Raw genomic sequence first — 23,743 nt, forward strand, 5'->3', positions numbered from 1 at the left:
GGTCATCGCCTCCAGGGGGGCAGGCGGTCCGTGGTGGGCTTGGTATAAACCGGCACCGTGACCTCCAGACCTGCCGGGAAGACCACGATGGACGACAGCTCCGGGTTGGCCTCCAGGAGCGCCGCCGCACCAGTCTCCGCCCCGTACAGCTTGTAGGCGATCAGGTCCCAGGTGTCGCCCTGTACCGTGGTATAGGTCTTAATCATAAGCCAGCCTCCTTTGGTCTGCCTGCAGGTCCCGCAGCATCCGCTTGAGCCGGTCCTGGCTCATCTGCATCACACTCTCCAGGTCGCCCTTAGAGGCGCTCCCGGAAATGGTCACGATGGGGCTGTACTGCACAGTCACCGACCCGCCGCCGCTCCTGGTGGAGGGCATAAGGCCCAAACGCCGCCCAGTCTCAGCCCACAGGCCTCGGGCCCGCTGGCTGCCGTCGATGGGGATAGCGGCCTCAGGGCTGTCCTCAGCAAAGCTGGTCAAAAAGGCACCCCGATTAAAGATGCCCCCGCTAGCCAGCCCCGGAGGCATAACGCTGGATGCGCCGCCACCGCCCATTACGTTTTTAACAATATTGACCGTGCCGGTGATAGGGTGGCTCAAAAAGTCAGTGATTGCCGTCCACTTGTCCATCACCCAGTCGTAGGCCTTAGACAACTCGGACTGTATGTAGGCCACAAAGCTGGAGACAGCGCCCTTGGCGCCCTCCCACATGTCCTCAAAAAAGGCCTTGACGGCCTGCCAAAGGCCCATGACAAAGGCGTAGGCTGCGTCAAATTTGGCGCTGATCCAGGCTGTAAAGCTGGCCAGAGCTGCTTTGCCGCCCTCCCACATCTTGGCAAAGAAGGCGCTGATCTGCTCCCAGTGGGTATAGACCAGGTAGCCTACCGCGATGAGGGCCATAAAGCCCAGCACCAGAGGATGGGCAGAGGCCAGCATCATGGCGGTGCGCAGGACGTTAAAGGCAACCCGCAGGCCTTTGATGACCATGGACACCCCGGCAAAAGCCTGCCGCAGGCGGGTCACCACCATCAAGGTCCCCATGCCCACGGTCATAAAGGCCGCTGCACCCACTACCAGGCCGTAAATGCCTTTGACCAACCCGGGGTGTTCTTTGCCCCAGTTGGATACAGCTTTTGCTACATTGGCCATCCAGGAGGCCCCCTGAGCCAGATACGGCAGGAGGGAGCTCCCCAGGGTCACCGCCAGGGAGGACATGGCATTTTTGAGCAGCTGGATGGCATTGGCCGTAGTCTTGGCCCGCTCCTCATACTCCTTCTCCATGCTCCCCTCGTACCCGGGTTTGCTCACCAGGTCCATGTTGCGTTTGAGGTTGTCCAGGTTGGACAGGAGCGGTGCGATGGCTCCGATGGACTCCTTACCAAAGAGATTTTTGAGGACGGCTGCCTGCTGGACCTTATCCAGCTTACTGATGCTGTCCAGGACCATCAGGATGGTCCCTTTGGCGTCTTTTTGCATGGATGCCGCCACCTGGGTGGAGTCAAGCCCCAGCTCGTCAAAGGCGGCCCGCTGTTTTTTGGTGGCCGCCTCGCCGGCGGTCAGCCCCAGGATCAGGTTTTTGATGCCGGTAGCCGCCACCTCGGACGCGATACCGGACCCCACGATGCTGGCGCCCATAGCGGCGATCTCGCCAGAGGCCACGCCGCCTACGGAGCCCAAGGGCCCGATCCGGGTCACCACATCAGCGATGGCCGGGGCAGTGGCCGCAGTTTTGTTGCCCAAGTAGTTGACCTTATCAGCCAGCTCCACCACCTGGTCCTGGCCCATCTTAAAGGCGGTACGCCATTTGGCCATCATGTCCCCGGCCTGGTCGGCGGTGATGTCAAAGGCCACACCCATCTTGGCGGCGTCCTTGGTAAAGGCCACCAGTTCGTTCCGGGCGATCCCGGCCTGTCCGGCGGAGGCCATGATCTGGGCCAGCCCGGAGGCGGACACAGGGATCTCCTGGGACAGTTTGAGGGTGTCGTTGGACATCTCTTTAAACTGCTGCGGGGTGTCAAAATCGACTACTTTGCGGACATCGGCCATCACGGACTCAAACTCCATGGCAGACTGGATAGGCCCTGCCAAAAATTTGGTAGTTGCCCCCCAGGCCATCATCTTGCCCATGTAGACGGTCGCCTGCTGGTCAAGCTGGGCAAACTGCTGCCGGTCCTGGGCGATGCCCTGCATCAGCCCTTTGGTGCTCTGGTTGATCCGGATCTGGTCATGCAGCCGCTTCATGGCCTTGCCGTAGGTGTCGGCGGATACGGTGCCCTGGTTAAAAGCCTTCATCAGGCCCATCTGGGCCTGGACGGCCTGCTTGGTATCAGCGTCCATCCGCTTGATCTGCCGCTGGAGGCTGCTTACCTGGTTGGCAGCGGACGTAAAGGCAGACCCCAGGCTGCTGGCGACGGCAGCACCAATCAGGATCTGTACGCTCATGCTCTGGCCTGCCATTTACTCACCTCCATCTGCTTTAACCTCGTCCTGGACCTCCCGGAGCGTTTCCAGCCAGGCCCCCAGCTCGGGGAGCGGAAGGCTCAGATAGTACGGGATGGGTGTATAGGTCTCCCGGGCCAGAACAAGGACATTACGCCGGATTTTTTTTGGCGTTATTTTTATTTGTACAAAAAAGTGGCCACCGTGTTGATTAGCTTGGTAAAGACGGGGGCCGGCAGGTCCATCACGTCATCCAGCTTCATGTCCAGGGCCTTGGCGGCCAGTGCCGCCTGGTACTGCATGGACAAATTGATCATAGGGGTCAGGTCCCCTGCAGCCCGCACCTGCTGCTCAGCCGCGATCAGGTCGTGGCCGGACAGATTGGCCAGCTTGACCAGGACATCTGCTGTCTTTTTCAGCACGTCATCGGGTGCATTGATTCCAAGTTTAGGCGCCGTAGCGGCCAGCAGGGCTTCCGCCTGCTTTTTGTCTGTTTTCTTTTCCATTGGGGTTCTCCTTTCTAAAAAAGAGGGCCCTGCATTACGCAGGGCTCATACTCAGCTGAGGCCCAGGGCTTCTCGGACATCAGCCATCAGATCGGTGTCGCCGATCTTACAGACGCTGTTGAGCTTATCCAGCTCCATGACCACCTTGCCTCCGATGGTCAGCTTGAGATAGAGGCACTCAAAGCTGGTGGTGGTGTCAGTCATCTTAGCCACCTCAAATTTGCCCAGCTCAAAGTCTTTAGGCATTACCCGGCAGAACAGCTTGACGGCCTGGACCTTGAGGGCACCGGTCGCCGGATCCTGCGCCTGGAAAGCGCCCCGGCAGTCAATGTCGTGGCTGGTCTGGGTAAACAGCTTGGCCGCATTGGGGTCGATGGTCCGCCATTTGGCCTGGAGTTCGGTGGACTTGAAATTGCCCCGTACCGGGACCTCCACTTCCCCTGCAATCCCCGCGCCCTTAACCGTGTCGGTCATGGCGTTGAGCTTGGGCAGAGTCAGATCTGCGGTGCCCAGCATGTCGGTACCGTCTCCGTAGATCCGGAAATTGATTAACGTTTCAGGGATTTTGCTCATGCGTGGTCACCTCCTCAGGCCGCAGTGCCGCCAAACAGAGCGTCAAAATAGCTGGTATTAAATTCCAGTTCATCCTCAATCTTTTCCGCAGGAGTGGGCGGCGTGAAGTAGGTATGGAATTTAATATGCCCGTTCATCAGTTCGGTGTCCGGGTTTTCGTCCCTGCGGGCGGTGATTTCGGCCCCCAGCAGGTCCTGGCTGGCCACCAGAGCATTAAGACGGATTTGCTCGCTGTCAATGATGGAGTTGATCAAACGCCAGGTGATGTTCTGATCCAGCTTCTGCCAGTACGTCAGAATGAACGTCTGTTTCTGCCAGTTAAACATCCGCCGGATGTTGATAAAAGCATCCTTGGGATCCGTATTGCCCGGATAGCAAGCCATGCGATTCCCAAACAGCACCCAACCGCTCGTAAAGTTGAGCCCGGTGTTGATGCCCTGGCCGTTGAGGTACTCGGCCTGCTGCAAGTCCAGGACCACTTCCGTGCCGTCGTCCAGGCACAGGCCCGTAGCCTGGATGGCTTTATTGGACGGGGACTGGGACGGGATGTCGCCATTGGCAGCATCTGCCGTAGCGATGGCACCCAGCACATGGGTGCTCATGTGGTAGATATGGTCTCCCAGCTTGGCCCTGGGCCAGCAGACGTACTCCAGAGTGTTGGTGTAGTTGTTTTTGTTTTTCCAGGCCGGAGCATCGCTGTACTTGGCGATCTGGCTGTCCGCAGGCAGATCCACCAGAGCAATGGCTCTAAAGAGGCCGTTGATGTTGTCAGCCTTGGCAGACATGATGGCCGCCACCTCGGGGTCCTCGGACCAGCCGGGGGCCAGCAGCAGGCCCGGCACGATCCGGGTCAGCGGAAACACCTGGGAGATGCACTCCAGGCCCTTGGGGCTTCCGGTGGCGCTGTCGATGCCGCCGATGATGTCGTCTTTTTTAACGGCACTGGGATCCAGCTCGTCGTAGTCCAGCAGGACGGTGGCGGCACCTTTCAGGGCCCCGTCGTCCAGGATGGAGATGACCAGCTGGTAGTCGTCATTATAAGCCGCTTCGTAGTCCGTCCCAAGGACGGCCGCCTGAGCGGCTTCGGTCTTGTACACCTTAAGGGTATCCAGCAGGACCGGAGCGTCCAGCACCACCTGAGACTGGCTCACTGTAGCGGACTTTTTGCTGGTAGTCTTTTTGTGTTTGGCCGGGTCCAGCACGTTGACAAAGACCACTGGGGCGTAGCCGTACAGAGCGAACTGGCTGTACATGACCTCGCACAGGGTGTACTTGGACCAATCATCGCTGTAGCCCAGCTGCTGGACGGCCTCTGCGTAGGTATAGCACAGGATGGGCCGGTTGGCTTTGGCCGGGTCCGTGGCCAGGTGAATGGGTGCCGTGCCGAAGACCACCGGCAGACCCGCCGTGGTCTGCACAGGCGGGGTCACGGCCGTAGGCTTTTCGGAGACGTAGACTCCATGTTTAAATGCCATAGGTTAAACCTCCTTAGCACGTTGATAGTAGATATTAAGCAGACTCCCTTTAACCTGGGTCTGTTTTTGAGCTTCCGTAAAGTCAGACGGGCATACAAAAAGCCGGCGGAACCAGCTGTACTGGTCCACCAGCTCCTGCACCCCGGCCGGGAAGCCGTTGATAAAACCCTGGGCATGCTGCAGTCGGCCGTGGCTTAAGGTCGGGCCGACGTAGATCAGCAGGCCTGGGGCCTTCTTCTTAGAAATCGTCAAAATCAATCCCCTCCGTTTCCGGCTGCGCCACCAGATAGGTGGCCCGGATGATGCCCAGCCAGATGGGCGTGGGCTGCTGCTCCGGGAGCCGCCCTTTGAGAGGCAGCTGGAGCGAGGTCCGGTCGCACACCAGACGGTGCCGCAGCAGGGCCTGCCGAATATGCTCCATCAGGTTGTACAAGCTCATGCAGCCATCAGGCGCTTCGTCCCGGATGGCCAGACCGATCTCCACGGTACAGGCGCTGTAAGCGTCCGCCTCTTTGTCCGTCCAGTCCACCACAGCCGCATATACGTAGGAGGACATCTCCACAGATCGGTCCCGGACCGGGGGATAGCCGGCATAGACCGCGATAGGCTCCAGGCGCTCCTTGCCCTGGGCCCGGTATTCGGTCACCACCTCTTCCAGGAGAGCCTTGAGGCTCTCCATCACAGTGACTAAAGTCATAAGCTCACCTTCCCCAGCCGGTACTGCAGCTCGTGGATCAGACGGTCGTTGAGCATGGCGCTGGCGCTCTCGTCGATGGCCGCCCAGACCTCCTCGTTCTCGATCATCTGGGGCACGGACGGGCCGCCGGGGTTTTTGATAGGCAGCCGGGACGTGGTGTTGCCCATAGGATCCCGCCGGATGGCCAGCCCGGACCGCCCGCCCCAGAACAGACCGGGAACCGGGCCGCCGCCGCTCTTTTTAACCCGTACGTTGAGGGGCCTCCTGGCGCTATGGCTGATCATAAACATGGTCAGCGGCAGCTGAGAGCCCGTAGCACCCACCACCCCGCCGATCAGGTTGGCAGAGATGCTGGGGCGCTTGGTAAAGAGCGATTTTTTGACCACCGATGCTTTGACCGCGTAGTTTTTACGGACCTCCACGGAGATCCGGCTCTTGACATGAGTCACTACCCGGCTGGCGGCGGCCGCTGCGGCCTTACGGGCCTCCTGGGGGCAGGCCAGCAGAGCGCCTTTTAGCAGCTCTGCGTTTTTTAAAGTAAAGTTAACATTAACGATACTCAAGCCCTCACCCCCTACATGTCATTGGCCACCAGGATCAGGGTCACGATGCCCAGATCCGTCTTGGACTCCGCTACGGTATAGAGCTTGCCGTCCAGGCGGAAAGCCTGCCCGTAGACGGGGACCTCTTCCAGATCCTCCTCTTTGCAGTTGACTGTTACGTGGCTGCCGTACATCTCGTAGTAGCGCCGGGTCTCGATATTGGACCCGAAGCTATACTGATCATCGGCGCTCACCTGCTGGACCACGGCCACCCCCTGCAGGCCGTTAAGGTCGTGGACCTCGGCAAACTCGTCCGGGCACAAAAATACGTCCCGATCGGCGGCGATTGTGTCCCGAAATTTCCTCATTTCCGCTTGCGGACAGGCGGCTTGATGAGCTCCGGAGTAGCGTCCGGCAGGGTCATGGCTTCTTCCGGAGCTTCCGCCGCTTCCGCCACTTCCTTGGGCTGGGTTTCGTCCAGGGCGATCTGACCGGCAGCCAGGAGGTGTTTGGCTTCCTGGTCCTTTAAGTTCACATGGCCGCCCGGGCCCACCAGCTTACCCGCGTGCGCCACAAAGTTGCGCACAACCTTATAAGTGGTCATAAGTTATTCCCCCTTTACCTTAATCACAGCAAAGTCGGTAATGCATTCGGGGGCCACCAGGCAGCGGCAGTACATCGTCAGGCGCATTTCCTGGCTTTCCTTGTTGCCGTTGTAGTAAGGCACATACGGAGCGGCATAGGTGATATACCCGGTACCGGCGTCGTTGAGCAGGTTGACTGCCCCATGATACTGACGGCCACGGCCAGGGATGCCCAGGATGACATCATCGTCACCGATAAAGCCCTTCATCTTGCCGTCGTCGTCCATGTAGGATTCGGCGTAAGAATAAACTTCCAGGTTCAGGGCAGGGATGCGGCCTACAAAGGATACCTGGGGAGATACGATCCGGGGAGCGATGTTAAACATAGACAGGTTGGCCGTAGAGGGGATGCCCATCCATTTCATGATCTGGTCATTGCCCAGCAAGTAGCCGGCCACGTTTTTGCCTACGATCATCACGGTGGGCACCATGCCGGAGGCTTCCTGGATCTTCAGGGAGGCGGCTTTGATGTCATCGTAGATGGTGGCGCCGGCCTTGTCCCAGGTGGTGGTGGGGACCACTTTTTGTGTAAAGTTAAAGTCAACGGTGTCGATGATGGTCAGCTTGCCGTCATCGGCATAGCCTTTGATGTCATACTTGCCGGTGGTCAGCAGGTCGGCAGCCATCTTGTTTTTCCGGTTGATAATGCTGGCCTGCAGGTCCGCCAGGTCTCTGGCCTGGATTTCCGCAGCACGCTGAGCCGGAGTCTTGGTGGAAACAAAGTTTTCGCCGAAGCCTCTGTCGTTCAACATTTCAGGATCTACGACACGAGAAGGCGCCATCATAGGCGGTTTGTAAAAAAAGTCATCAAAACCGTTCCGGGCCAGTTCCACGGCCTTGCCGCCCCGGGTCACAAAAGGTGCCAGGTGGCGTTCACCGGTTTTCAGCTGCACTTCGATGGTGCTGGTGGTGGCAGTTTCAGGGATAATGGGGAAAAAGGTGTCCAGCAGCAGGGAGGCAGGAGCCTTAAAACGTTCCACTGCAGACATCAGGGAGACAGTATCTTTCAGTCCAATCATGTGTCAGTCCTCCTTACAGCTTTGCGGTCAGATGGATGCCGATTTTCCGCAGTTCGTCTTCATGAGCTTCCACGGTGTCATCGGAGGCCGCGATCAGGGCGGCCCGGTTAAACCGGCCGGTCACGTAGGCAGTGCAGACGGCGGCCTTTTCGTCCACGTCCCAAGCCAGGATGGCGGAGGCCACACCGGCTTTGGCGGTGGCGCTGGCGGCTCCTTCCGGGGTCACGGTCAGCAGGGTGCCCTGCTTCAGGGCCGTGCCCGGGGTCAGAGTGTAGTTTTTCGTCAGCACGGGGATTTCCGGGCCGGCAAAAAGGTTGTTAGGAGTAATGGTGTTCTTGTCAATGATCGCCATTTGCGTTAACCTCTTTTCTTGTTTACCAGGTTGACGATGTTGTCAACTTCGGCCTTGTTATCCTGAGCCGCAGGAGCGGGTTCGGTGACGTTGGCTTTGACACCAGCCGCGCCGGACTGCATCTGATCGGTGATCAGGGCCTTCAGTTCGTCCAGGGTCTTGTTTTCCACCTTCACAGCCGCCACTGCATCCACATATGGTTTCAGCTGTTTGGCGGTGGCCCCGTTGGCTTTGCCGGTTTCCACCAGGGCATTAACCATGGGGTTGTCCCCCTTCATGGCATCCAGGGCTTTCACCCGGTCCGCTTCGGCCGCAGCCTTCTGGGCGGCTTCTGCTTTTTTATCCTGACCGTCCAAAAAGGCTTTCAGACGGTCCATGATGCCTGCGTCATTCGTAGTCATCGGTTCTTTCACCTCGTTCTTTTCGCACAGTTGTTTTAAGAGCCGGACCCGGCTGGGATCCAGGCTCGCCATCATGACGTTGTTGACCATCACCCCGCCGCCGCTCATGGAGGCGCTGACGCCATAGTCGTCGACACTATCCACAAAGCCGTTGTCCAGAGCTTCCTGGGCGGTCATCCAGGTTTCCTCGTCCATCATCCGGGCAATTTCGTCCCGGGTCAGGGCATCCCCGCACCGGGCACTGTAGACATTGAGCAGGGTGTCCTTGGTCTTATCCATCTGCTCGATGCACTTGGCCAGATCATCCCGGGTCAGGGTCTGGTAGCCAAAGCACAGCATGGGGTTGTGGATCATGTACAGGGCGTTGGCCGGCATGACCACGTCATCTGCGGCACTGGCCACCAGGGTGGCCGCACTGGCACAGATCCCGTCGATATGGCAGTGGATTTTACCGGTATAGGCCTTTAAGAGATTGTAGATGGCCTGGGCCTGGAACACATCCCCGCCCGGAGAGTTGATCCGAAGGGTCAGGTCCTTGCCGCCCAGGTCCCTCAGATCCTGCTGCATCTCTTTGGCGCTGACCATGGGATCATCAGGCAAAAACGCATGCCAAAATTCAGCGTTCGGGCTGATTTCCCCATAGATCAGGAGCTCCGCCTCCTGGGAGTCGACTTCATTCTTGATGGTCCAAAAATCAGGTTTTTTCTTCATCTTGTTTCTCACCGCCTTCCTGGGCGTTCTCCTGGCCTCCGGACAGCACGTCCGGGGTCCCTACAGTCAGCCCCAGCTGCTTGATCAGGTCCTGCTCATAGGCCAGCTGCTCCAGATTTTCCTCCAGGTCGCTGCCGGTCATTTCGGCCGCTTCCCGCTCCCGGGTGGTCAAGCCGTACTTGACCCGCAGAGCAGAGCCGGTCACATCCTTGATGGGGTCCAGGATGCTCATGGTAGGGCCGAACCAGTCAGCGGAGGCCCAGGCCTTACGCTTGACCGGGTCCTCAAAGTAGCCCGGGCACTTGACTCGGCCCGTCACTACCGCCTCCAGGAGCCACTGCTCGTAGATAGGCTGGCAGAAATCTGCCGCAAACCATCTCCGGCGGGTCTTAAATTCGTCCTGGGCCTGGAGCAGGGCGCCCCGGCTGGCGGAATAGGAGGAGTTAAAGCACTTGAGCAGGACCTCGTAAGGGATGTTGAGGGACGCCGCCACGCTCTTTTCCAGATGCGTCATATAGCTGTCATAGGCGCTCTGGGCGTTGGAGCTGTCCACGGTTTTGACGTCCACGCCTTTGGGCAGGCTGTTGAGCTGACCGGGGCCCAGCTTGTACTGGGTGGTGTCAACTACAGGCTCGTCGGCGTGATCGTCGTCCGGCGCCCCGTAGGCGCTGGGCAGGATGTTGTCCAGGCTGTTGCTGGCCTGGGTCGTGTTAGTAAAAAATACAGACAAAAAGCTGCGGATAATGGCTGCCGTCAGCTCGGCGTTACAGTATCGCCCGATCTGCTTGAGCTGCTCCAGCACGGGGGCCAGGTACGGCACGCCCCGATACTGTTCGGCCCGGGTGTCATGGCACACCTGGAGGATGTTGGGCATCCCGGTGCGAGGCCCGAAGGCCTCCACCCGCTGCCAGGTGGTCGCGCCGTCAATGTTGACCAGGTCGCCAGGGACTTTGTTGGAGATCCAGTAAGCTTCCAGCCTGCCGTCGGGAGTGACTTCCACCCCGTTGACGATATGATTGCCGTTTTCCGGGTTGAGCTGTTCGATTCCGTAGGCGTTGGCCTCGCTGTAGCAGGCCTGAGGGCCCAAAGGGTTGCTCACCCGGTTGGCTTCCAGCAGCTGCAGTCGTAGTGTATATGGCATGTTATAGGAGGGCGCCGTCCGGCGGAACAGCGCGAAACTGTCTCCATCGGTCAGATAGGTTGCATAAGCGACATTCTGCAAATCGTAGAAGTTGTTCCGCCGGCGGAAATCGCACTCCTTGGATCCGGCCCAGAGCTCAAACTCTCTGACCGTATTCCTCTCCCAGTCTCTCGCTTCTTCTGCCGTCAGCCCCAGGATCTTATAGGGTATGCGGGGAAAGAGCCTGAGCCCGGCTCCCACAGCGTGCATGGTACTGGTGACAATGGCGGCACTGCCCAGAGGTGTGTTGATAGCCTGGTCAGCTGCCCGATTACGGAGCGTGATCAGATTAGCGTCGATGTCGCTCTTGGAGGACAGGCGCTGAGGCCTCCAGCTCCGCAGGGCATCCTTCTGCCAGGATGCGCCGCCGTCACTGTACCCGCTGTTGATCACAGCCGGGGACCGGATCCGGGATTTGATGAGTTTTCTTCGTTTCTTGCTCACTGGATTCTGCCTCCTCTCAGTTCAGTCCATCAGGACGACTCTCTTGGTGCTGCCTGCCGGCTCCAGGGGTTCCCCGTCCAGGGTGGCCCCTGCCGCGATCAGGTCATCGATGGCCGCCCGGATGGTGGCCAGGTTGGCCCGGGTCAGGGTCCGGTTGCCGATGGTGTAGCTCTGACCGGTCAGCACAGCCTGTTCTGCTTCCAGGTACATCTTTAGCCTGGCATTTTGGATCTTATTTCCCATTTTTCGTCCTCCTTACCAGATCTGGGTGCCGCTGGACGCCTTCACCAGTTTTTTCCGATGATTTTTCTTCCGTTTTTCCGCTCTAGCCACCGTTTCCGTCCCTTCCAGGATGTTCGCCCGGCCTCTGGCTGCCAGCCCGTCCCAGTCGGGATGCAGGGTCTGCATACAAGCCAGGTTGTAGTTCCGCAGGTCAAGAGGTTCGTTCCGCACCCCGGTGGTGGGCTCCCAGACCTCCCGGTATTCCCCGTTCTTTTTGATCGTTTTTCTATGTTCGGAGATAAGGCCTCGGAAGTACAGGGCGTCATAGCCCCGGTTGGTCATCACCCCGTCTTCGTCCAGGGGGAAATGGAAAAACATGGGCCCCGGCTGCTCGATGGTCAGCCGGTTCATGATCTGCTGCTTCCCATCATCAACCCCCAGCATCACCAGCGGGGCGTTGAGCCCTTTGGCCTTTCCCCCCTTATAGTCCAGAGGGATGCCGGGACCGCCCATGCCCTTGACGGCAAACCGCTGCTTGAGTATGTTCCGCTCGCAGTAGCGGTAGGCGTTCCCAGTAAAATGGCCGCCAGAGTCAATAAAGGTTCGGGTCACCCGGAGAGTGCAGCCGTCGGCAAACTTGTAAGCCCGGTCCAGAATCTTGTCCAGTTCGGCCCAGGTGCTGACCCGGTTGGGCGCGCTCAGGATGACCCCCTTCAAAATGCCCCAGCACTCTTCTCCGGCGCCCCAGCCGCAGATCTCGTATTCCAGCCGGTTATCCTGGACGTCCACGGCCGCCGTCAGGAGCAGCACCCCGTCCGGCAGTTCGGCCCCGTACTTTTCCCGGCGCTTAAGCAAAAAGTCATCGGACTCAAAAGCCCCGGTCACCCGGTAGGATTCCCCAAAACGAGTGTTCATGACGACTTTCTCCCGGTCTGGGAAGCCTTTGGCTTCCAACCACTCTTTCATGACCTGCTTCCAGCTGATCCAGGGGCTGGAGAAGGCATTTACATAAAAAGACCGGCAGCCCGTTTCCAGAGCTTCCGGGTGCTGAGCCACATATTTCTGTGGCGCTGCTTTCATTTGTTTTTCGGTAAAGGCAAATCCGCAGTCCGGGCACCGCCATTTGACGCCCCGGACCACATACCGCTGCATCCCCTGGACCTTGGCGCCTTTCTTGGCGTCCACCTCCATGTTGAGATAGGACAACTTGTGGTACTCCCCGCAGTTGGGACACCGGTGCTGCCACTCCTCCTGGGTGCCTGCGTTGTAGGCCACATCGATCCGGCTGTCCCCCTCATTGGTGGGCGTGGAGAAAAGGCCCATGACCCGGTTCCAGTAGGTAGTCATACGCTTGGCCGCCAGATCGATAGGATCCCCTTCCGTCCCGGCCGATGCCGGGAAGCGGTCCACCTCATCGCAGAGCAGGATCCGGATAGGACGGGACGCCAGCCCCGCAGGGCTGTTGGCCCCGCCCATGATCAACCGCCCACCGGGGAACAGCTTGGACAAGATGGTATTTCCCCGGTCCCGGCTCTTTACGTCTGCAAAGATGTCGGCGAGGACCTTGGTGTCCCGGATCATAGGCTCTATCCGGGATTTGGAAAAGTCTTCCGCCATATCCACCGTAGGCTGGACCATCATGATGGAACAGGGGTCCAGATGGGCAAACCTGCCGATAATGTTGTTCATGATGTCGCTCTTCCCGATCTGGCTGCAGCTCTTGACCACAACCTCATGGATCCCGGGCTGAGTAAAGCTATCCATGATGTCTTTCTGATAGGGCGCCCGGCTGGTCTTCCACCGGCCCGGCTCTGCTGCCGTACTGGGCAGCATCCGGTAGGCGTCGGCCCATTCAGAGACCGATGTCTTGGGCAGAGGCTTCAGGCCGTGTTCGGCCACATACCGCCAGAGGGCTTCAGCACTCTTCATCGGAGTCCACCCCCTCTGCCGCTTCCGCATCCATAAAAAGATCCGGGCTGTACGCTGACAGCTCGGACAGTTTTTCCTCGATTTCTTTGGTGAGGGTTGTATAGATTTCTTCTTTTTTCTGGCCTTCCAGGATGGGGGCCAGCTTGGCCGGTAGACCCAGAAGCTGGGTCCGCAGGTTGGAGGCCATTTCGGTCATGACCAGCTCAACCGTTTTTGCCGGGTAGACGCTCCCCTGGAGCTCGGCCAGCTTCAGTTCGGCGATTTCCCGCTTGGCTTTCTCGTGCCGGGCCCGTTCCTCGTTGAGGTCAGGAGCATCTTCGGGCGTGTCCATATGGGCTTTTAGCTTGTAATAATTCTTTAGACTGGGCACAACCAACACGGCCCCAGTAGGACTGCGCTGGACCGTACCTTCCTGGATGAGCTGGTGGACCCGCTGCTGCGTGACTCCGAGCACTTTTCCAAGTTCTGTTTGTGTCGTCGTGAGGGACATCAAATCTTTTGATATTTTCATCAGGTCCACCCCCTCTCTGTACGGCCCCGGAACAAACAAGGCCGAAAAAAATTTTGCAACTAGCACGTTTTCGGGGCTCGACAGACCCGCACCATTTTCATGGGAGCCAGAAGGACCCGCCAACTCCACAAATTCAACCCACCTTGCTGTGTGCTACTGGTGGACACTCGGCCTCCCGTGTCGCTGCTGAGACGCTCGCGCCCGCTGGCTGATGGCTGGCCGGAAAGGAGAGAAAAGCTGCACCGTCAGTCAGCAGTCGTCAACGCCCCACGCCGGCGGCCGGAAGAAGGCAAGAGAAAAGCCGCCTGATCTTAGGCGGCTTTGTCCCACTACAGAGGGGTCCTTGTTGAGTAGGCGTGTCGTAAAGGCTGCTGCGCCCTTGTGCTCCACACTGCTTACAGCTTACATGATATCACCCTTTAAACTGGTTATGTTGTGCTATTCCCGGTTATTTTGTGCTTTTATCCTGGAAAATCCACAGTATCCAGATACCCTGGGTATTCCTCAGCCACCCGGGCCTCAAATTCGGCCACCGCCACCGGATACAGGTGGCGTACATAGTCCTCGCTTTTGTTAAGCACCCCGGCCACCCGTTTCCAGCTCCGATGATTGACAATCCGGGTCATAAGGACGATCCGGTTCTGGTCGGTCAGCATCCGGCCGATCATGTCCCGGGCCACCTCCCGCCACTTGATAAGGGTGTCCCAGTCCCGGTTGAGAGACTCCTCCACCTCCATCAGCCGGGCCACCTTGTCTACCATGTCCAGGGGCTGGCCCCCGTCCACTCTATCCCGGGATGTGTCCACACTCTTGAGGTGGATCATATCCGCCTGGATCTTGCGGATCTCATCCTCCTTGCAGGCCAGCCCGTCCTCCAGCTCATAGATCCGTCGTAAAAACTCTGCTCCGGTCATAAGCAGCCTCCGACCACCCACAGCAAGGCCATGGCCACAAAAACGATCAGCCCCACCATAGCGGCGATCAGACACCAGTCATCGTGCATCCGTATCTCCTCCCTTCCTGGCCTCGATTGCCCGCAGCATGGTAAGACACTCGATAGCCTTATCCAGGTCCTGCAGACCGTTTTTCCGGGGGTACCGATAGATGTACTTGACGGCACAGCCTATCAGATAGGCGGCAATGCCGTCCGATCCCTGGCACAGCTCCCGGGCAATCTCGATGCACTCCAATCCGCCTCTCCAGGCATAGTGACCTGGATGGTGGACCGGGTCAGCCTCTGCCGTCTTGGGCTCCGGGGCGGGCATCTGTATCCCCAGCTCGACGAACTCCAGGGGTGCTTTTGGCCTATACACAGCAATCGGCCTGGCCTTCGGATCGGACTGGGCCTGTCCGAATCTGTCCGAATCTGTCCGAATCTGTCCGGATCTGTCCGGATCTGTCCGAGGGTCCGGCAAGGCAGCCTTGGTCTCAGGCTCTTTTGCCGTCTTAGGCTTTCGGCCCGGGCGTTTTTTGTCCGCCGGCGCCTCGGGAGTCACCCGATGTTTGGGGCAATCGTCGTCCGTCACGTCGTCGATCAGGGCGATGGGCTTGACACCCATGCACAGCATCTGGCCCCCATCCGGGATGGCCATATCACACTTATGGCACCGTTGTGCCGTCTCTTTACTTGTCATCTTTTCCGTCTCCTTTCTTGGGCTGCTTGCCACTTGTGCAGGCAGGTCCAGCAGCAAAAATAGTGGACGCCGGTCTTATCGTGGATCTTGTACAGCCACTTGGCCGTCATCGGTTTATAAAAGGTCATCCCGCACCAGGCGCAGGGATGGAACGTCCCAGGGAAATCCAGATGATAGCTCATAGGCTCATCAGATCCCGCCGGAGATCATCCTCCTGGTGCTTGAGGTACTCCCGCAGCCGGCTGATCCGATCCAGGGACTGGATCAGCACATCGTGGGCCCGGCTGTCCCTATAGGGAGGGGCCAACTTGGCAGAGAGATAGGACATATCCGTCTCCCCGCCGCCCAGCTCGTTACTGATGTTTTGCAGCTTGATTTTGATCCCCAAAGTCTTGTCGGTCATTTTTTGACTGCCTCCTTTGCAAAATCATTGATGTACCATAAAAAAGTCCGAAGTGTCACATTAGGATACCGATGGCCCTCGTAGCAGCTCCTGCCGGACGATATGTGACCGTTTAAAGCACATTTAAAGACCATGAACTCATACCCAGCATCCGGTGTCCAACGCAGGTCTGCCTTATAGTGCTGCCGGCCTACCAAAAGCTGGGCGGTCAGGAAATCTCCAGCATAAGCCCCCGGCTCGTGCCCAAACCTGCGCCCCAGGGACAACATCTCTTCCGGGACCTCCTGATGGCCGCCCCACATATCCACAATCTCCAGGCATCCGATTTTCTTGCCCCGATATTTCGGGATTGGATAAATCTGATTCGTCATACGTACTACTCCCCATCGCAATCAACAACAACAATTTCCAACTTCCCGTCAGACAGGTAGCAATCCACCGCCTCAAGCAGAATATCGTCCACGTAGCAGTAGGGCAGCCCTGCATATATCCCGCGATAAATTTCAGTCTCCTTGTTTCGGGAGTAGATTATGATTTGCCGTTCGGGGTGCACGCCTTCTAGTACGTCCACCAGAGATCCGTCATCAAAACTACCCAATTTCAGTCCTCCTTTGCAAAGGCCTCCATGGCCTGCTGAATGTGGTCAGTCATCCTCTTAAGCCGGGTCTCCCCAAAGCCAAACTCCGCCCGCAGGGCATCCCGGCAGTCGCTGATGCCCAGGTTGTAGATCTGGCTGCTGTACTCCAGCAGCCACAGCCTAAAATCCGGCAGGCTCATAGCCTTGATCTGCTTTAACTGCTGCCGACTCACGCCGGGGATCCGTTGTCCGTCCATCCGTCACCACCCCCTTACGCCAGCAGGATGTATTTCCACAGGGCGATGGTGGCCCCCAGGATCAGGGCCAGCCCTGCAAAAAGGCCGATTAGCACAACCGCTTTCACCAAACTGTTCATTTCGGCAACCTCCATTTCTTGATTCTCGCTTTCAGCGATTCCAGCACTTTCTCCTGGGAGGCGTCTTTGTCCCCCAGGGCTTCCACCAGATCTTCGTCCCGGGTGCCGGTACAGATCAACTGATGGATGATGACGGGTTCTTTCTGCCCTTGCCGGTGCAATCGTTTGTTAGCCTGCTGGTACAGCTCCAGGCTCCAGTTGAGGCCGAACCAGATGATGTGGTGGCCCCCGTCCTGGAGATTGAGCCCATAGGCCGTGCTGGCCGGATGGGCCAGCAGGACGTCAATCTTACCGGCGTTCCAATCGACCTCCTCTTTGGCTCCGGTAAATTCCCGGACCCGCAGCTTGCTCTTGGCCAGGGCCTCCATCAGCCGGTCCTTGTCGTGGCGGAAGTTGTAAAACACCAAGGCATGCTGCCCGTGCAGCTGCTCGATCAGCTCCATAAAGGCCTCGATCTTGCAGTCATGGACCAGATGGACCTGATGGTCATCGTCATACAGGGCCCCGTTGGCCAGCTGCTGCAGCTTGTTGGAGAGGGCCGCCGCACTGGCCACGTCGATGTCCCCATCCGGCAGGGACAGGACCATCTTTTTTTCCAATTCGTTGTAGGCCTTCTTGGCTTTGGCATCCAGCTCCACCGGGATGTCATGGACGATGCAGTCCGGAAGCTGCAGGTAGTCGGACGCTTTCACGCTGATACAGATGTCTGATATTTTGGATAGTACCGCATCCGCCGCCCCCTCCTTGGGATCGTACTGGTAGATCACGTCCCGCCCCCGCCTGCCCGGATCAAAGTAGCGATCCCGGAAGTGGGTATAGAACTTGCCCAGCCTCTCACCTCGATCCAGCAGATAGATCTGGCTCCACAGGTCCATCAGCCCGTTGGGGGATGGGGTCCCGGTCAGCTCCACGATCCGCTGGATATGAGACCTGATGGACGCCAGGGACTTAAACCGCTTGGCGCTGTGACTTTTAAAACTGGATGATTCATCGATCACCACCATGTCAAAGGGCCAGTCGTTCAAATAGTAGTCCACCAACCATGTCACATTCTCCCGGTTGATGATCCAGATGTCCGCCGGGCTCAAGAGGGCTTTGATCCGCTGCCGGGTGCTGCCCAGGACAGTGGCAAACCGCAGGTGCCGCAGGTTGTCCCATTTGGCCGCCTCCCTCTGCCAGGTAGCTTCCGCCACCTTCTTGGGGGCGATGACCAGGCATTTCCGGACGGCAAACCGCCCGTACCGCAGCTCGTTGATGGCGGTCAGCGTGATGGCTGTCTTCCCAAGGCCCATGTCCAAAAACAGTCCTACCGCAGGCTTGTCCAGGATAGCCTGGACGCAAAACTCCTGGTAAGGATGCGGGACAAACCTCATTTGACTCCCTCCTCGTCACCCGGATCCCAGAGGACCCGGGTCAGATAATGGGTGTCCAGCAGGTAGGCCGCCACAGCATCGGACCCCCGCAGCACCCGCACATTACAGCCCAGGCTCCGCAGGTGATCGAGTACGATCTTCTGCCGGGGACTCAGCACCCCGGTCTCCGTCTTAAGCTCGATAAAGTCCACCCGGCCCCCTGGCCACACCACGATCCGGTCAGGCACTCCGACGGCGCCAGGACAGACCCACTTATAGGCGGTACCGCCCAGGGCTTTCACCCCCTGGATCAGCCGCCTCTCTACATCCCGTTCCAATTCGTGCATAAGTTCTCTCCTTTCTGCATAATTATGCACTTCTTTTTCCGTGCTGTACCCTATGTACCCAAACTTCTCTATATATACCTAAATTAAAGGATGTAGGCGTCGTATACGTATGTACACGCTATAATATCCTTTATTTTTAACTATATATATAATGTTTGGGTACATAGGGTATATAGGCCATAACCCCAGTCCAGATGCGGCTTCAGCCGTACCCAAAGGGTGTACCCATTCAAAAAGTTTGGGTACGCCCCCTTTTCCCCGGGTCACGGTCTGCAAAAGGGTTTGGGTACACCTGGCTCCCGTATGGTTATACATTAACGGCGCCGTTCAAATCCTCTCTGGGTGCCGCAGTAACCATATCGGCGTTTGTCTTTGTTCCGGGTCCAACCAGGAGTATTTGCCAGGATCTGGTTGATCTCCATAGCATCCGCTCTCCGCATGGACCTGGGGTCGCCCCCGAAGCATTCGCACCAGATCTCCAGGGCACAGACCTTCTCACGGGGGCACAGGACCTCATTGGGGCCCAGGGTGTAATTGCCCGCCCAAAACATCCTACGGTTGTTAAGGCTCAGGCCGTCGTAGTTCCCGGGCACATCCTTTTCCACGAAGTCCTGGATCATGCCCTCTTTGACGCTGTCTTCCCGGTGCTGGGCCTGGGCCTGTTTGGCCAGGCTGTCCAGCTCTGGTGTATCCATATACAGGGGCTCTCCCTGCTTCCACAGCTGCACGGCTTCCGCCCACAGCTGGTCCACCTCTCCCGGGAGCTCCCGCCATATATCTTTGACCGGCGCCCGGGCCCCCACGTCCACCGGCCAAAAGCGCCGGCTCCCTGTGGGATCCTTTAAAAAATCGTGATTGTTGCAGGTGCCAAAAAACACACCCTTCCGGGGATACCGCCCTGTATGCCGGCCATACGGCTGTCGGTACACATCGTCGCACCGGCTCAGAAACTGCTTGATCACATCGTCTTCCGACTTGTTGTAACCAGTCATTTCTCCGATTTCATTGATCCAGATGCCCTGGATCATCTCTGCCGCCTCCTTGCCCTTAAAGCTCTGGAGGGAATCGGAGTGCCAGTCTTTGCCGATGGTCTTTAAAAACGTCGTCTTGCCGATGCCCTGGGGGCCCACAAAGACCGGGACATAATCATACTTGCATCCGGGGGTCTCCACCCGGGCCACGGCGGCGGCAAAGCTCTTCCGGGCCACGGCCCGTGTGTACGGGCTGTCCTCGGCCCCCAGGTAGTCCTGCAGTACGGTGGCAACCCGGGGCTTTCTGTCCCAGGTGAGACCGTCCAGGTAGTCCCGGACCTCGTTAAAGCGGTGCTGCTCGCTGACCAGCATCAGAGCTCCGGTCAGCTTGTCCCGGCCGGTGATGTGGTAGGCCAGCTCAAAATACCAGGCTACCCCCGCATCATCCGTATCCGTCCACAGCCGCTTGCCGGTCTCCGAGGACCAGGGCAGCTGCCCCAGGACAAGTCCTCGGGTCGAGAACTCGTCCACAGCGATCTTGCCTTTGAGCCGCGGGTCGTAGTTAAAGATCCGGATGATGTTGTCCATGGTCTTTTTCGGATGCCCTGTGTTGGGATCCATGGCGATCTTATGGGCCCGCATCCAATCCACATCGGTCTTTTCCGGAGCAGCCTCTGCCCCGCCCTCATCCGGCCCGGCGCCCATGTCGCTAAAGACATCGGCCACCTCCTGGGCGGACGTCCGGTTGAGCTCCATCAGCACGTCCTGGTCCTCCATGGCCAGGCGTTTCATGGCCTGGTAAGAGGGCATCTTGTTGACGGGCGTCCCCGGCTGGGCGTTGGCGTCCAGGTTTGCGAACCGGTGCAGGCGCACCAGGTCAAAAGCATTGACCAGTTGGTCGCAGCAGGGGTCTGTTGCGTGATGGCTGTACAAAAACTTGCCGTCATCGTAGAGCACGGCCCCGGCTACGGTAGAGCCGCCGGTGTATGTCATCCGGTCCTCGTGGTCTGTGTCTGCATAGGCGTTGGGCAGGTAGCGGGCCAGAGCCCGACGGATGTCGTAGACCCGGCAAAAGGCGCCTACGATGCCCGGCTTTTGTGTCGGGTCCGCCTGTTTGGAGAGGGCCACCTTGGCCTGGAGCTCCTTGCCCGGCACCGTCGGCCAGGTCTGTACGTCCCGCCAGTCGTCGTACTGGGCCAGGATGCCTGAGGCACTGGCAAAAGGCAGGTCGTCCGTGGCATAGACGTACTGGCTGTCGCTGGAGCATGACGGCCAAAACATCAGCCGGCTGGCCTCAAAGGTGGTCGGGTCGCAGTGGTCGATACCGATCACTGATGCCAGACGCCGGGCAATGGGCTCATACTCGTCCGCTGTCACCGTCCGGTCCAGGGGCAGGATCACCCGCAGCCGGGGCCGGATGGGTGCATGGCTCCGGGTGGAGTACACCACGTAGGCGATTCCCAGGGAGCCTACCCGCCGGAGGAGGCTGTCCGTCCCGCCGGCCTCGATTGTATCCATGTCGAGGGTGACCAGGTCACGGCCGGTCACCGCTGACGCCTTCCGCCGGGGGCCGTTGAGCGTGCCTCCCACGAAGCCGCCCACGTCCTTCAGGGCGCCTTGCTGGCCTTTAGGCATGTGGATGTATGCGTCGTAGGTTTCCTCAGTCCTGAGGGGCGTTTTGAGCTTGTCCACAAAAGCGGACCACATCATTTCCGTCCCCACCCAGTTGATGGAGTTCTTGGACGGCGCAACGCTGATCCGGATCCTACGGTCATTGATCATGCCTGGTCACCTCCTTTCTTTCGATTTTTCATAGACGTCAATCCTTTTTATAATACGGGCTCACAAACCCATCCGCGTTGAGCAGCAGGCCCGGGGCCCAGTCGATGGGGGCGCACATGAGGGCCACCACCCGGTCCAGCTCATCGTCATGGAGCTTGGCCTTGGGCACCTCCAGCACCACCTCGTCGTGGATATGCATGAGGGGTCGGTAGCCGTGCTGCACCAGGCGCCGGATGGCCGTGGCCAGGCAGTCCCGGGCTACTGCCTGGGTGATGTTTTCCACCAACTTACCGGAGTAAGTCCCGTTGTAGATCCATCGTGTCCCCACCCAGGTCTTGTACCGGATCTCCTCGCCGCCAAAGCGGTTGGGCCCGGTCATGGGCTGGGGATAGTAGAGCTTCCGCCCGCTGGGGAGCCGGACCGTCAGGTAGTCATAGCCATACTGCAGGTTGGCTTCTCGGGCAAAACACATCCCGTGTCCGATGTCCTGGGCCTCCGCTTTGGCCATGGCGTCCATGGCGGCTTTCTCCACCCGGTACCAGTAGGCCTTGATATTGGGATTAGCCTCCCGCCATTTTTGTACGATGCCCGGCAGCTCGTCCTCCGTGAGGCCCATCTTGAGGGCCCCCATGGTGATGAGGGCGTTCGTCCCGCCTCCGTAGCCCAGGGCCAGTTCGGCAATCTTGCCCTTTTGCCGGAGATGGCCGTTGATGCCGTGCTTGACAACGGGCACTTTAAACATGGCACTGGCGGAGGCGCAGTAGATGTCTCCATTGTCCTTAAAGACCTTTTGGCGCCATTCCTCCCCGGCCAGCCAGGCCAGCACCCGGGCCTCGATGGCGGAAAAGTCAGCCACCACAAAGACGCTGTCGGGTTTTGCGATAAACGCCGACCGGATCAGCTGGCTCAGGGTGTCGGACACCTTGCCGTAGAGCAGCCGCAGCTCCTCCAGGCTGCCCCGTTTGACCAGGGCACGGGCCGTATCGATGGCCAGGGGTACGTCGTGGGGCAGGTTTTGGACCTGCACCAGACGGCCGGACCATCGCCCCGTCCGTCCAGCGCCGTAGTACTGTAGGGTCCCCCGGATCCGCCCGTCCATACAGGTGGCCCGGTCCAGGGCCTCGTACTTGCTGACGCTGCTCTTGGCCAGGCGGCTCTGGATGTCCAGGACCTCCCGGACATCTCCTGTGGCCGTCTTGAGGGCCTCTTTGACCGTCTCCTTGGTCAGGTCCGGCAGGTCCGCCCCGTGCTCCTTGAGCCAGGGCAGCAGCTGCGCCCGGCTCCCCGGGTTGGGGAGTCCGGTCAGCGCTTTGGACCGGGTCAACAGCTCCTCCCGGTTGGCCTCGTTGATCTTAAGGGCACCGGCCACCAGGGCCCTGTCCACCTGGATGCCCCGGGCGTTGATGTAGTAGTCAGTCACCCAGTCATCCTGGACCTCCTGAGGGACCGGGAACGGCTGGAGCCGCTTGTAGTCCTCCATCTCGGTCACCACGTCCATGCGGTTGTAGATTTTAAACAATTCCCACTTGTCCGGATCGCCGTAGGGCTTGTTTCGGGTCCGCCCGCCGTTGGTGCGGGTGGGCTTGCAGGGTTTGCAAAAATAACTGATCAGGGACTTGCCCACGCTCATCTTTTGCTTGTCCTCCGGCAGGCCCAGTACCTTGCCCAGCCGGGCCAGTCCGGCCGGATAGCCCAGGTACATCCCATGGATCATGGTGCACCGCCACTGGTCCGCCGGTGTGTACATCCCCGCCCGGTTGAGGCAGGTGATCTCAAAGGCGGCGTTGTAGGCGTGCTTGATCACATCCTGGTTGTACAGGTCCTTGACGACCTGCTCCGGGATGGTCTCCCCCTGGGCCAGGTCCACCACTTTGACATCGCCGAAATCGTAGCTGTAAGCAAAGAGCAGGATCTCAAATTCCGGGGTGTCCACGTATTTAAAGACGCCCACGGCCCCGATGTCCTGGTCACTGTACGTCTCGATGTCGATGCTCAGATGATGCTGCATTGGTCGTCCCTCCTTTCATCAGAGTAAAAAGAGGGCCCTTCCGGGCCCCCTGTGTCACATCGGCTGCCCGGTCAGCGGGTTGATCTTTGGCGCAGCTCCCTGGTCGGAGCCTCCCATAGCGCTAAAGACGCTGGCTGCTGTAGGAGCACCGCCCCCGAAGCTTTCCCCGTCAGCGGTCTTTTGTACGGGCCCCAGCCCAAAGCCGATGCCCTTTTTGGCCACGTACACATACGGATAGACGTTGATGCAGACGTTGGCATACATCCCGCTGTAGATCTGGGTGGGATCCAGGATCTTATTGAGCTGCCGGTCCACTACTTCTACCGGCTGGTCGGCCTTGCTGGATGCAGTCATAACCCACATCCCTTTGCACTCCGGACCAAACTCCGTACCGTCTTGCTTGACTCCGTCCCCGTCATGGATAGGAGTGGGGCAGATAGGAGGGACCTGGCCGCCCCATTTCTTTTCCCGGCCCCAGTCTTTGGCGGCCTCGATGGCGGCATCCAGCTTGGCTTTGCCCGCCGTATCAGTCTTGGGCAGCAGGATGGTCACAGAGTACTTTTCCTCCTGGCCAGGCTGTGCAGCATAGGGTTTGGTCAGATGCACATAGGACAGTCTTACGTTTTCCAGCACTACTTGGGTGTTTCTCAT

At 58.9% G+C, this 23,743-nt stretch carries 29 protein-coding genes; all 29 read right to left on the reverse strand.

Going from position 1 to position 23,743, the window contains the following annotated elements:
- Window positions 1-2: 2 nt before the first annotated feature.
- The 29 genes from ACTUHY_RS00350 to ACTUHY_RS00490 all read right to left on the reverse strand — a co-directional run bounded on the left by ACTUHY_RS00350 (window position 3) and on the right by ACTUHY_RS00490 (window position 23,743).
- Entirely contained in the window at window positions 3-206 is a 204-nt protein-coding gene (locus tag ACTUHY_RS00350) for a tail protein X (protein WP_442826139.1), read from the reverse strand.
- Window positions 199-2,439 (reverse strand): phage tail tape measure protein, encoded by a 2,241-nt coding sequence (locus tag ACTUHY_RS00355; protein WP_442826140.1) that lies wholly within the window; start codon window positions 2,437-2,439, stop codon window positions 199-201. Before ACTUHY_RS00355 ends, ACTUHY_RS00350 begins: the two co-directional genes overlap by 8 nt.
- Before the next feature lie 176 nt (window positions 2,440-2,615).
- Window positions 2,616-2,942 carry a hypothetical protein gene (locus tag ACTUHY_RS00360; protein WP_442826141.1) on the reverse strand — a complete coding sequence of 109 codons (327 nt, stop codon included), beginning with the start codon at window positions 2,940-2,942 and terminating at the stop codon, window positions 2,616-2,618.
- Window positions 2,943-2,993: 51 nt separating this feature from the next.
- Entirely contained in the window at window positions 2,994-3,515 is a 522-nt protein-coding gene (locus ACTUHY_RS00365; protein ID WP_442826142.1) for a phage major tail tube protein, read from the reverse strand.
- 14 nt (window positions 3,516-3,529) lie between these two features.
- A complete protein-coding gene (locus tag ACTUHY_RS00370; RefSeq protein ID WP_442826143.1) occupies window positions 3,530-4,990 on the reverse strand; it encodes a phage tail sheath family protein in 1,461 nt (486 codons plus the stop codon).
- A gap of 3 nt (window positions 4,991-4,993) precedes the next feature.
- Window positions 4,994-5,242, reverse strand: a complete 249-nt coding sequence (locus ACTUHY_RS00375) for a hypothetical protein (RefSeq protein ID WP_442826144.1) — start codon at window positions 5,240-5,242, stop codon at window positions 4,994-4,996.
- A complete protein-coding gene (locus ACTUHY_RS00380; RefSeq protein WP_442826145.1) occupies window positions 5,229-5,687 on the reverse strand; it encodes a hypothetical protein in 459 nt (152 codons plus the stop codon). Before ACTUHY_RS00380 ends, ACTUHY_RS00375 begins: the two co-directional genes overlap by 14 nt.
- Window positions 5,684-6,250, reverse strand: a complete 567-nt coding sequence (locus ACTUHY_RS00385) for a hypothetical protein (protein ID WP_442826146.1) — start codon at window positions 6,248-6,250, stop codon at window positions 5,684-5,686. The genes ACTUHY_RS00380 and ACTUHY_RS00385 overlap by 4 nt, the downstream gene beginning before the upstream one ends.
- Window positions 6,251-6,261: 11 nt before the next feature.
- Window positions 6,262-6,597 carry a hypothetical protein gene (locus ACTUHY_RS00390; protein WP_442826147.1) on the reverse strand — a complete coding sequence of 112 codons (336 nt, stop codon included), beginning with the start codon at window positions 6,595-6,597 and terminating at the stop codon, window positions 6,262-6,264.
- Window positions 6,594-6,833, reverse strand: coding sequence for a hypothetical protein (locus ACTUHY_RS00395; RefSeq protein WP_442826148.1), 240 nt, complete (start codon window positions 6,831-6,833; stop codon window positions 6,594-6,596). Before ACTUHY_RS00395 ends, ACTUHY_RS00390 begins: the two co-directional genes overlap by 4 nt.
- A gap of 3 nt (window positions 6,834-6,836) precedes the next feature.
- Window positions 6,837-7,892, reverse strand: coding sequence for a major capsid protein (locus ACTUHY_RS00400; RefSeq protein ID WP_442826149.1), 1,056 nt, complete (start codon window positions 7,890-7,892; stop codon window positions 6,837-6,839).
- Between the two features lie 13 nt (window positions 7,893-7,905).
- Window positions 7,906-8,244: a hypothetical protein gene (locus ACTUHY_RS00405; RefSeq protein WP_442826150.1), complete on the reverse strand. Its 339-nt coding sequence runs from the start codon at window positions 8,242-8,244 to the stop codon at window positions 7,906-7,908.
- Window positions 8,245-8,249: 5 nt separating this feature from the next.
- Window positions 8,250-9,356: a head maturation protease, ClpP-related gene (locus ACTUHY_RS00410; protein WP_442826151.1), complete on the reverse strand. Its 1,107-nt coding sequence runs from the start codon at window positions 9,354-9,356 to the stop codon at window positions 8,250-8,252.
- The gene (locus ACTUHY_RS00415) at window positions 9,340-10,980 is read right to left on the reverse strand and encodes a phage portal protein (protein ID WP_442826152.1); all 1,641 of its coding nucleotides are present in this window, start codon (window positions 10,978-10,980) and stop codon (window positions 9,340-9,342) included. Before ACTUHY_RS00415 ends, ACTUHY_RS00410 begins: the two co-directional genes overlap by 17 nt.
- Window positions 10,981-11,001: 21 nt before the next feature.
- The gene (locus tag ACTUHY_RS00420) at window positions 11,002-11,223 is read right to left on the reverse strand and encodes a DUF6148 family protein (RefSeq protein ID WP_442826153.1); all 222 of its coding nucleotides are present in this window, start codon (window positions 11,221-11,223) and stop codon (window positions 11,002-11,004) included.
- Window positions 11,224-11,235: 12 nt separating this feature from the next.
- A complete protein-coding gene (locus ACTUHY_RS00425; protein WP_442826154.1) occupies window positions 11,236-13,131 on the reverse strand; it encodes a phage terminase large subunit family protein in 1,896 nt (631 codons plus the stop codon).
- Entirely contained in the window at window positions 13,118-13,642 is a 525-nt protein-coding gene (locus ACTUHY_RS00430; RefSeq protein WP_442826155.1) for a hypothetical protein, read from the reverse strand. Before ACTUHY_RS00430 ends, ACTUHY_RS00425 begins: the two co-directional genes overlap by 14 nt.
- A gap of 461 nt (window positions 13,643-14,103) precedes the next feature.
- Window positions 14,104-14,556 carry a hypothetical protein gene (locus ACTUHY_RS00435; RefSeq protein WP_442826156.1) on the reverse strand — a complete coding sequence of 151 codons (453 nt, stop codon included), beginning with the start codon at window positions 14,554-14,556 and terminating at the stop codon, window positions 14,104-14,106.
- Window positions 14,557-14,634: 78 nt separating this feature from the next.
- On the reverse strand, window positions 14,635-15,276 hold the full coding sequence (locus ACTUHY_RS00440; protein ID WP_442826157.1) for a DUF3310 domain-containing protein: 642 nt from the start codon (window positions 15,274-15,276) through the stop codon (window positions 14,635-14,637).
- Window positions 15,273-15,458: an eL24 family ribosomal protein gene (locus ACTUHY_RS00445; protein ID WP_442826158.1), complete on the reverse strand. Its 186-nt coding sequence runs from the start codon at window positions 15,456-15,458 to the stop codon at window positions 15,273-15,275. The genes ACTUHY_RS00440 and ACTUHY_RS00445 overlap by 4 nt, the downstream gene beginning before the upstream one ends.
- The gene (locus ACTUHY_RS00450; RefSeq protein WP_442826159.1) at window positions 15,455-15,679 is read right to left on the reverse strand and encodes a hypothetical protein; all 225 of its coding nucleotides are present in this window, start codon (window positions 15,677-15,679) and stop codon (window positions 15,455-15,457) included. The genes ACTUHY_RS00445 and ACTUHY_RS00450 overlap by 4 nt, the downstream gene beginning before the upstream one ends.
- Window positions 15,676-16,050, reverse strand: a complete 375-nt coding sequence (locus ACTUHY_RS00455; RefSeq protein WP_442826160.1) for a hypothetical protein — start codon at window positions 16,048-16,050, stop codon at window positions 15,676-15,678. The genes ACTUHY_RS00450 and ACTUHY_RS00455 overlap by 4 nt, the downstream gene beginning before the upstream one ends.
- A gap of 5 nt (window positions 16,051-16,055) precedes the next feature.
- Window positions 16,056-16,277, reverse strand: a complete 222-nt coding sequence (locus ACTUHY_RS00460) for a hypothetical protein (protein ID WP_442826161.1) — start codon at window positions 16,275-16,277, stop codon at window positions 16,056-16,058.
- Window positions 16,278-16,279: 2 nt separating this feature from the next.
- On the reverse strand, window positions 16,280-16,513 hold the full coding sequence (locus ACTUHY_RS00465) for a hypothetical protein (RefSeq protein ID WP_442826162.1): 234 nt from the start codon (window positions 16,511-16,513) through the stop codon (window positions 16,280-16,282).
- Window positions 16,514-16,628: 115 nt separating this feature from the next.
- On the reverse strand, window positions 16,629-18,005 hold the full coding sequence (locus ACTUHY_RS00470; protein WP_442826163.1) for an SNF2-related protein: 1,377 nt from the start codon (window positions 18,003-18,005) through the stop codon (window positions 16,629-16,631).
- Entirely contained in the window at window positions 18,002-18,331 is a 330-nt protein-coding gene (locus tag ACTUHY_RS00475; RefSeq protein ID WP_442826164.1) for a VRR-NUC domain-containing protein, read from the reverse strand. Before ACTUHY_RS00475 ends, ACTUHY_RS00470 begins: the two co-directional genes overlap by 4 nt.
- A gap of 314 nt (window positions 18,332-18,645) precedes the next feature.
- Entirely contained in the window at window positions 18,646-21,084 is a 2,439-nt protein-coding gene (locus ACTUHY_RS00480) for a virulence-associated E family protein (RefSeq protein ID WP_442826165.1), read from the reverse strand.
- A gap of 37 nt (window positions 21,085-21,121) precedes the next feature.
- Window positions 21,122-23,092: a DNA polymerase gene (locus ACTUHY_RS00485; protein ID WP_442826166.1), complete on the reverse strand. Its 1,971-nt coding sequence runs from the start codon at window positions 23,090-23,092 to the stop codon at window positions 21,122-21,124.
- A 54-nt stretch (window positions 23,093-23,146) separates the two neighbouring features.
- Window positions 23,147-23,743, reverse strand: coding sequence for a DUF2815 family protein (locus tag ACTUHY_RS00490; protein ID WP_270441164.1), 597 nt, complete (start codon window positions 23,741-23,743; stop codon window positions 23,147-23,149).

The sequence above is a fragment of the Acidaminococcus nyctereutis genome, assembly GCF_052216985.1.
GTDB classification, from domain to species: domain Bacteria; phylum Bacillota; class Negativicutes; order Acidaminococcales; family Acidaminococcaceae; genus Acidaminococcus; species Acidaminococcus fermentans_A.

Excerpts from the sequence above, each read along its gene's own strand:
- ACTUHY_RS00405 (WP_442826150.1), bottom strand. The coding sequence starts at position 8,244 with ATGGCGATCATTGACAAGAACACCATTACTCCTAACAACCTTTTTGCC.
- ACTUHY_RS00485 (WP_442826166.1), bottom strand. The coding sequence starts at position 23,092 with ATGCAGCATCATCTGAGCATCGACATCGAGACGTACAGTGACCAGGAC.
- ACTUHY_RS00440 (WP_442826157.1), bottom strand. The coding sequence starts at position 15,276 with ATGACAAGTAAAGAGACGGCACAACGGTGCCATAAGTGTGATATGGCC.
- ACTUHY_RS00430 (WP_442826155.1), bottom strand. The coding sequence starts at position 13,642 with ATGAAAATATCAAAAGATTTGATGTCCCTCACGACGACACAAACAGAA.
- ACTUHY_RS00370 (WP_442826143.1), bottom strand. The coding sequence starts at position 4,990 with ATGGCATTTAAACATGGAGTCTACGTCTCCGAAAAGCCTACGGCCGTG.
- ACTUHY_RS00360 (WP_442826141.1), bottom strand. The coding sequence starts at position 2,942 with ATGGAAAAGAAAACAGACAAAAAGCAGGCGGAAGCCCTGCTGGCCGCT.
- ACTUHY_RS00470 (WP_442826163.1), bottom strand. The coding sequence starts at position 18,005 with ATGAGGTTTGTCCCGCATCCTTACCAGGAGTTTTGCGTCCAGGCTATC.
- ACTUHY_RS00455 (WP_442826160.1), bottom strand. The coding sequence starts at position 16,050 with ATGACGAATCAGATTTATCCAATCCCGAAATATCGGGGCAAGAAAATC.
- ACTUHY_RS00350 (WP_442826139.1), bottom strand. The coding sequence starts at position 206 with ATGATTAAGACCTATACCACGGTACAGGGCGACACCTGGGACCTGATC.
- ACTUHY_RS00450 (WP_442826159.1), bottom strand. The coding sequence starts at position 15,679 with ATGACCGACAAGACTTTGGGGATCAAAATCAAGCTGCAAAACATCAGT.
- ACTUHY_RS00490 (WP_270441164.1), bottom strand. The coding sequence starts at position 23,743 with ATGAGAAACACCCAAGTAGTGCTGGAAAACGTAAGACTGTCCTATGTG.
- ACTUHY_RS00465 (WP_442826162.1), bottom strand. The coding sequence starts at position 16,513 with ATGGACGGACAACGGATCCCCGGCGTGAGTCGGCAGCAGTTAAAGCAG.
- ACTUHY_RS00445 (WP_442826158.1), bottom strand. The coding sequence starts at position 15,458 with ATGAGCTATCATCTGGATTTCCCTGGGACGTTCCATCCCTGCGCCTGG.
- ACTUHY_RS00390 (WP_442826147.1), bottom strand. The coding sequence starts at position 6,597 with ATGAGGAAATTTCGGGACACAATCGCCGCCGATCGGGACGTATTTTTG.
- ACTUHY_RS00395 (WP_442826148.1), bottom strand. The coding sequence starts at position 6,833 with ATGACCACTTATAAGGTTGTGCGCAACTTTGTGGCGCACGCGGGTAAG.
- ACTUHY_RS00425 (WP_442826154.1), bottom strand. The coding sequence starts at position 13,131 with ATGAAGAGTGCTGAAGCCCTCTGGCGGTATGTGGCCGAACACGGCCTG.
- ACTUHY_RS00380 (WP_442826145.1), bottom strand. The coding sequence starts at position 5,687 with ATGACTTTAGTCACTGTGATGGAGAGCCTCAAGGCTCTCCTGGAAGAG.
- ACTUHY_RS00400 (WP_442826149.1), bottom strand. The coding sequence starts at position 7,892 with ATGATTGGACTGAAAGATACTGTCTCCCTGATGTCTGCAGTGGAACGT.
- ACTUHY_RS00475 (WP_442826164.1), bottom strand. The coding sequence starts at position 18,331 with ATGCACGAATTGGAACGGGATGTAGAGAGGCGGCTGATCCAGGGGGTG.
- ACTUHY_RS00365 (WP_442826142.1), bottom strand. The coding sequence starts at position 3,515 with ATGAGCAAAATCCCTGAAACGTTAATCAATTTCCGGATCTACGGAGAC.
- ACTUHY_RS00420 (WP_442826153.1), bottom strand. The coding sequence starts at position 11,223 with ATGGGAAATAAGATCCAAAATGCCAGGCTAAAGATGTACCTGGAAGCA.
- ACTUHY_RS00410 (WP_442826151.1), bottom strand. The coding sequence starts at position 9,356 with ATGAAGAAAAAACCTGATTTTTGGACCATCAAGAATGAAGTCGACTCC.
- ACTUHY_RS00435 (WP_442826156.1), bottom strand. The coding sequence starts at position 14,556 with ATGACCGGAGCAGAGTTTTTACGACGGATCTATGAGCTGGAGGACGGG.
- ACTUHY_RS00480 (WP_442826165.1), bottom strand. The coding sequence starts at position 21,084 with ATGATCAATGACCGTAGGATCCGGATCAGCGTTGCGCCGTCCAAGAAC.
- ACTUHY_RS00355 (WP_442826140.1), bottom strand. The coding sequence starts at position 2,439 with ATGAGCGTACAGATCCTGATTGGTGCTGCCGTCGCCAGCAGCCTGGGG.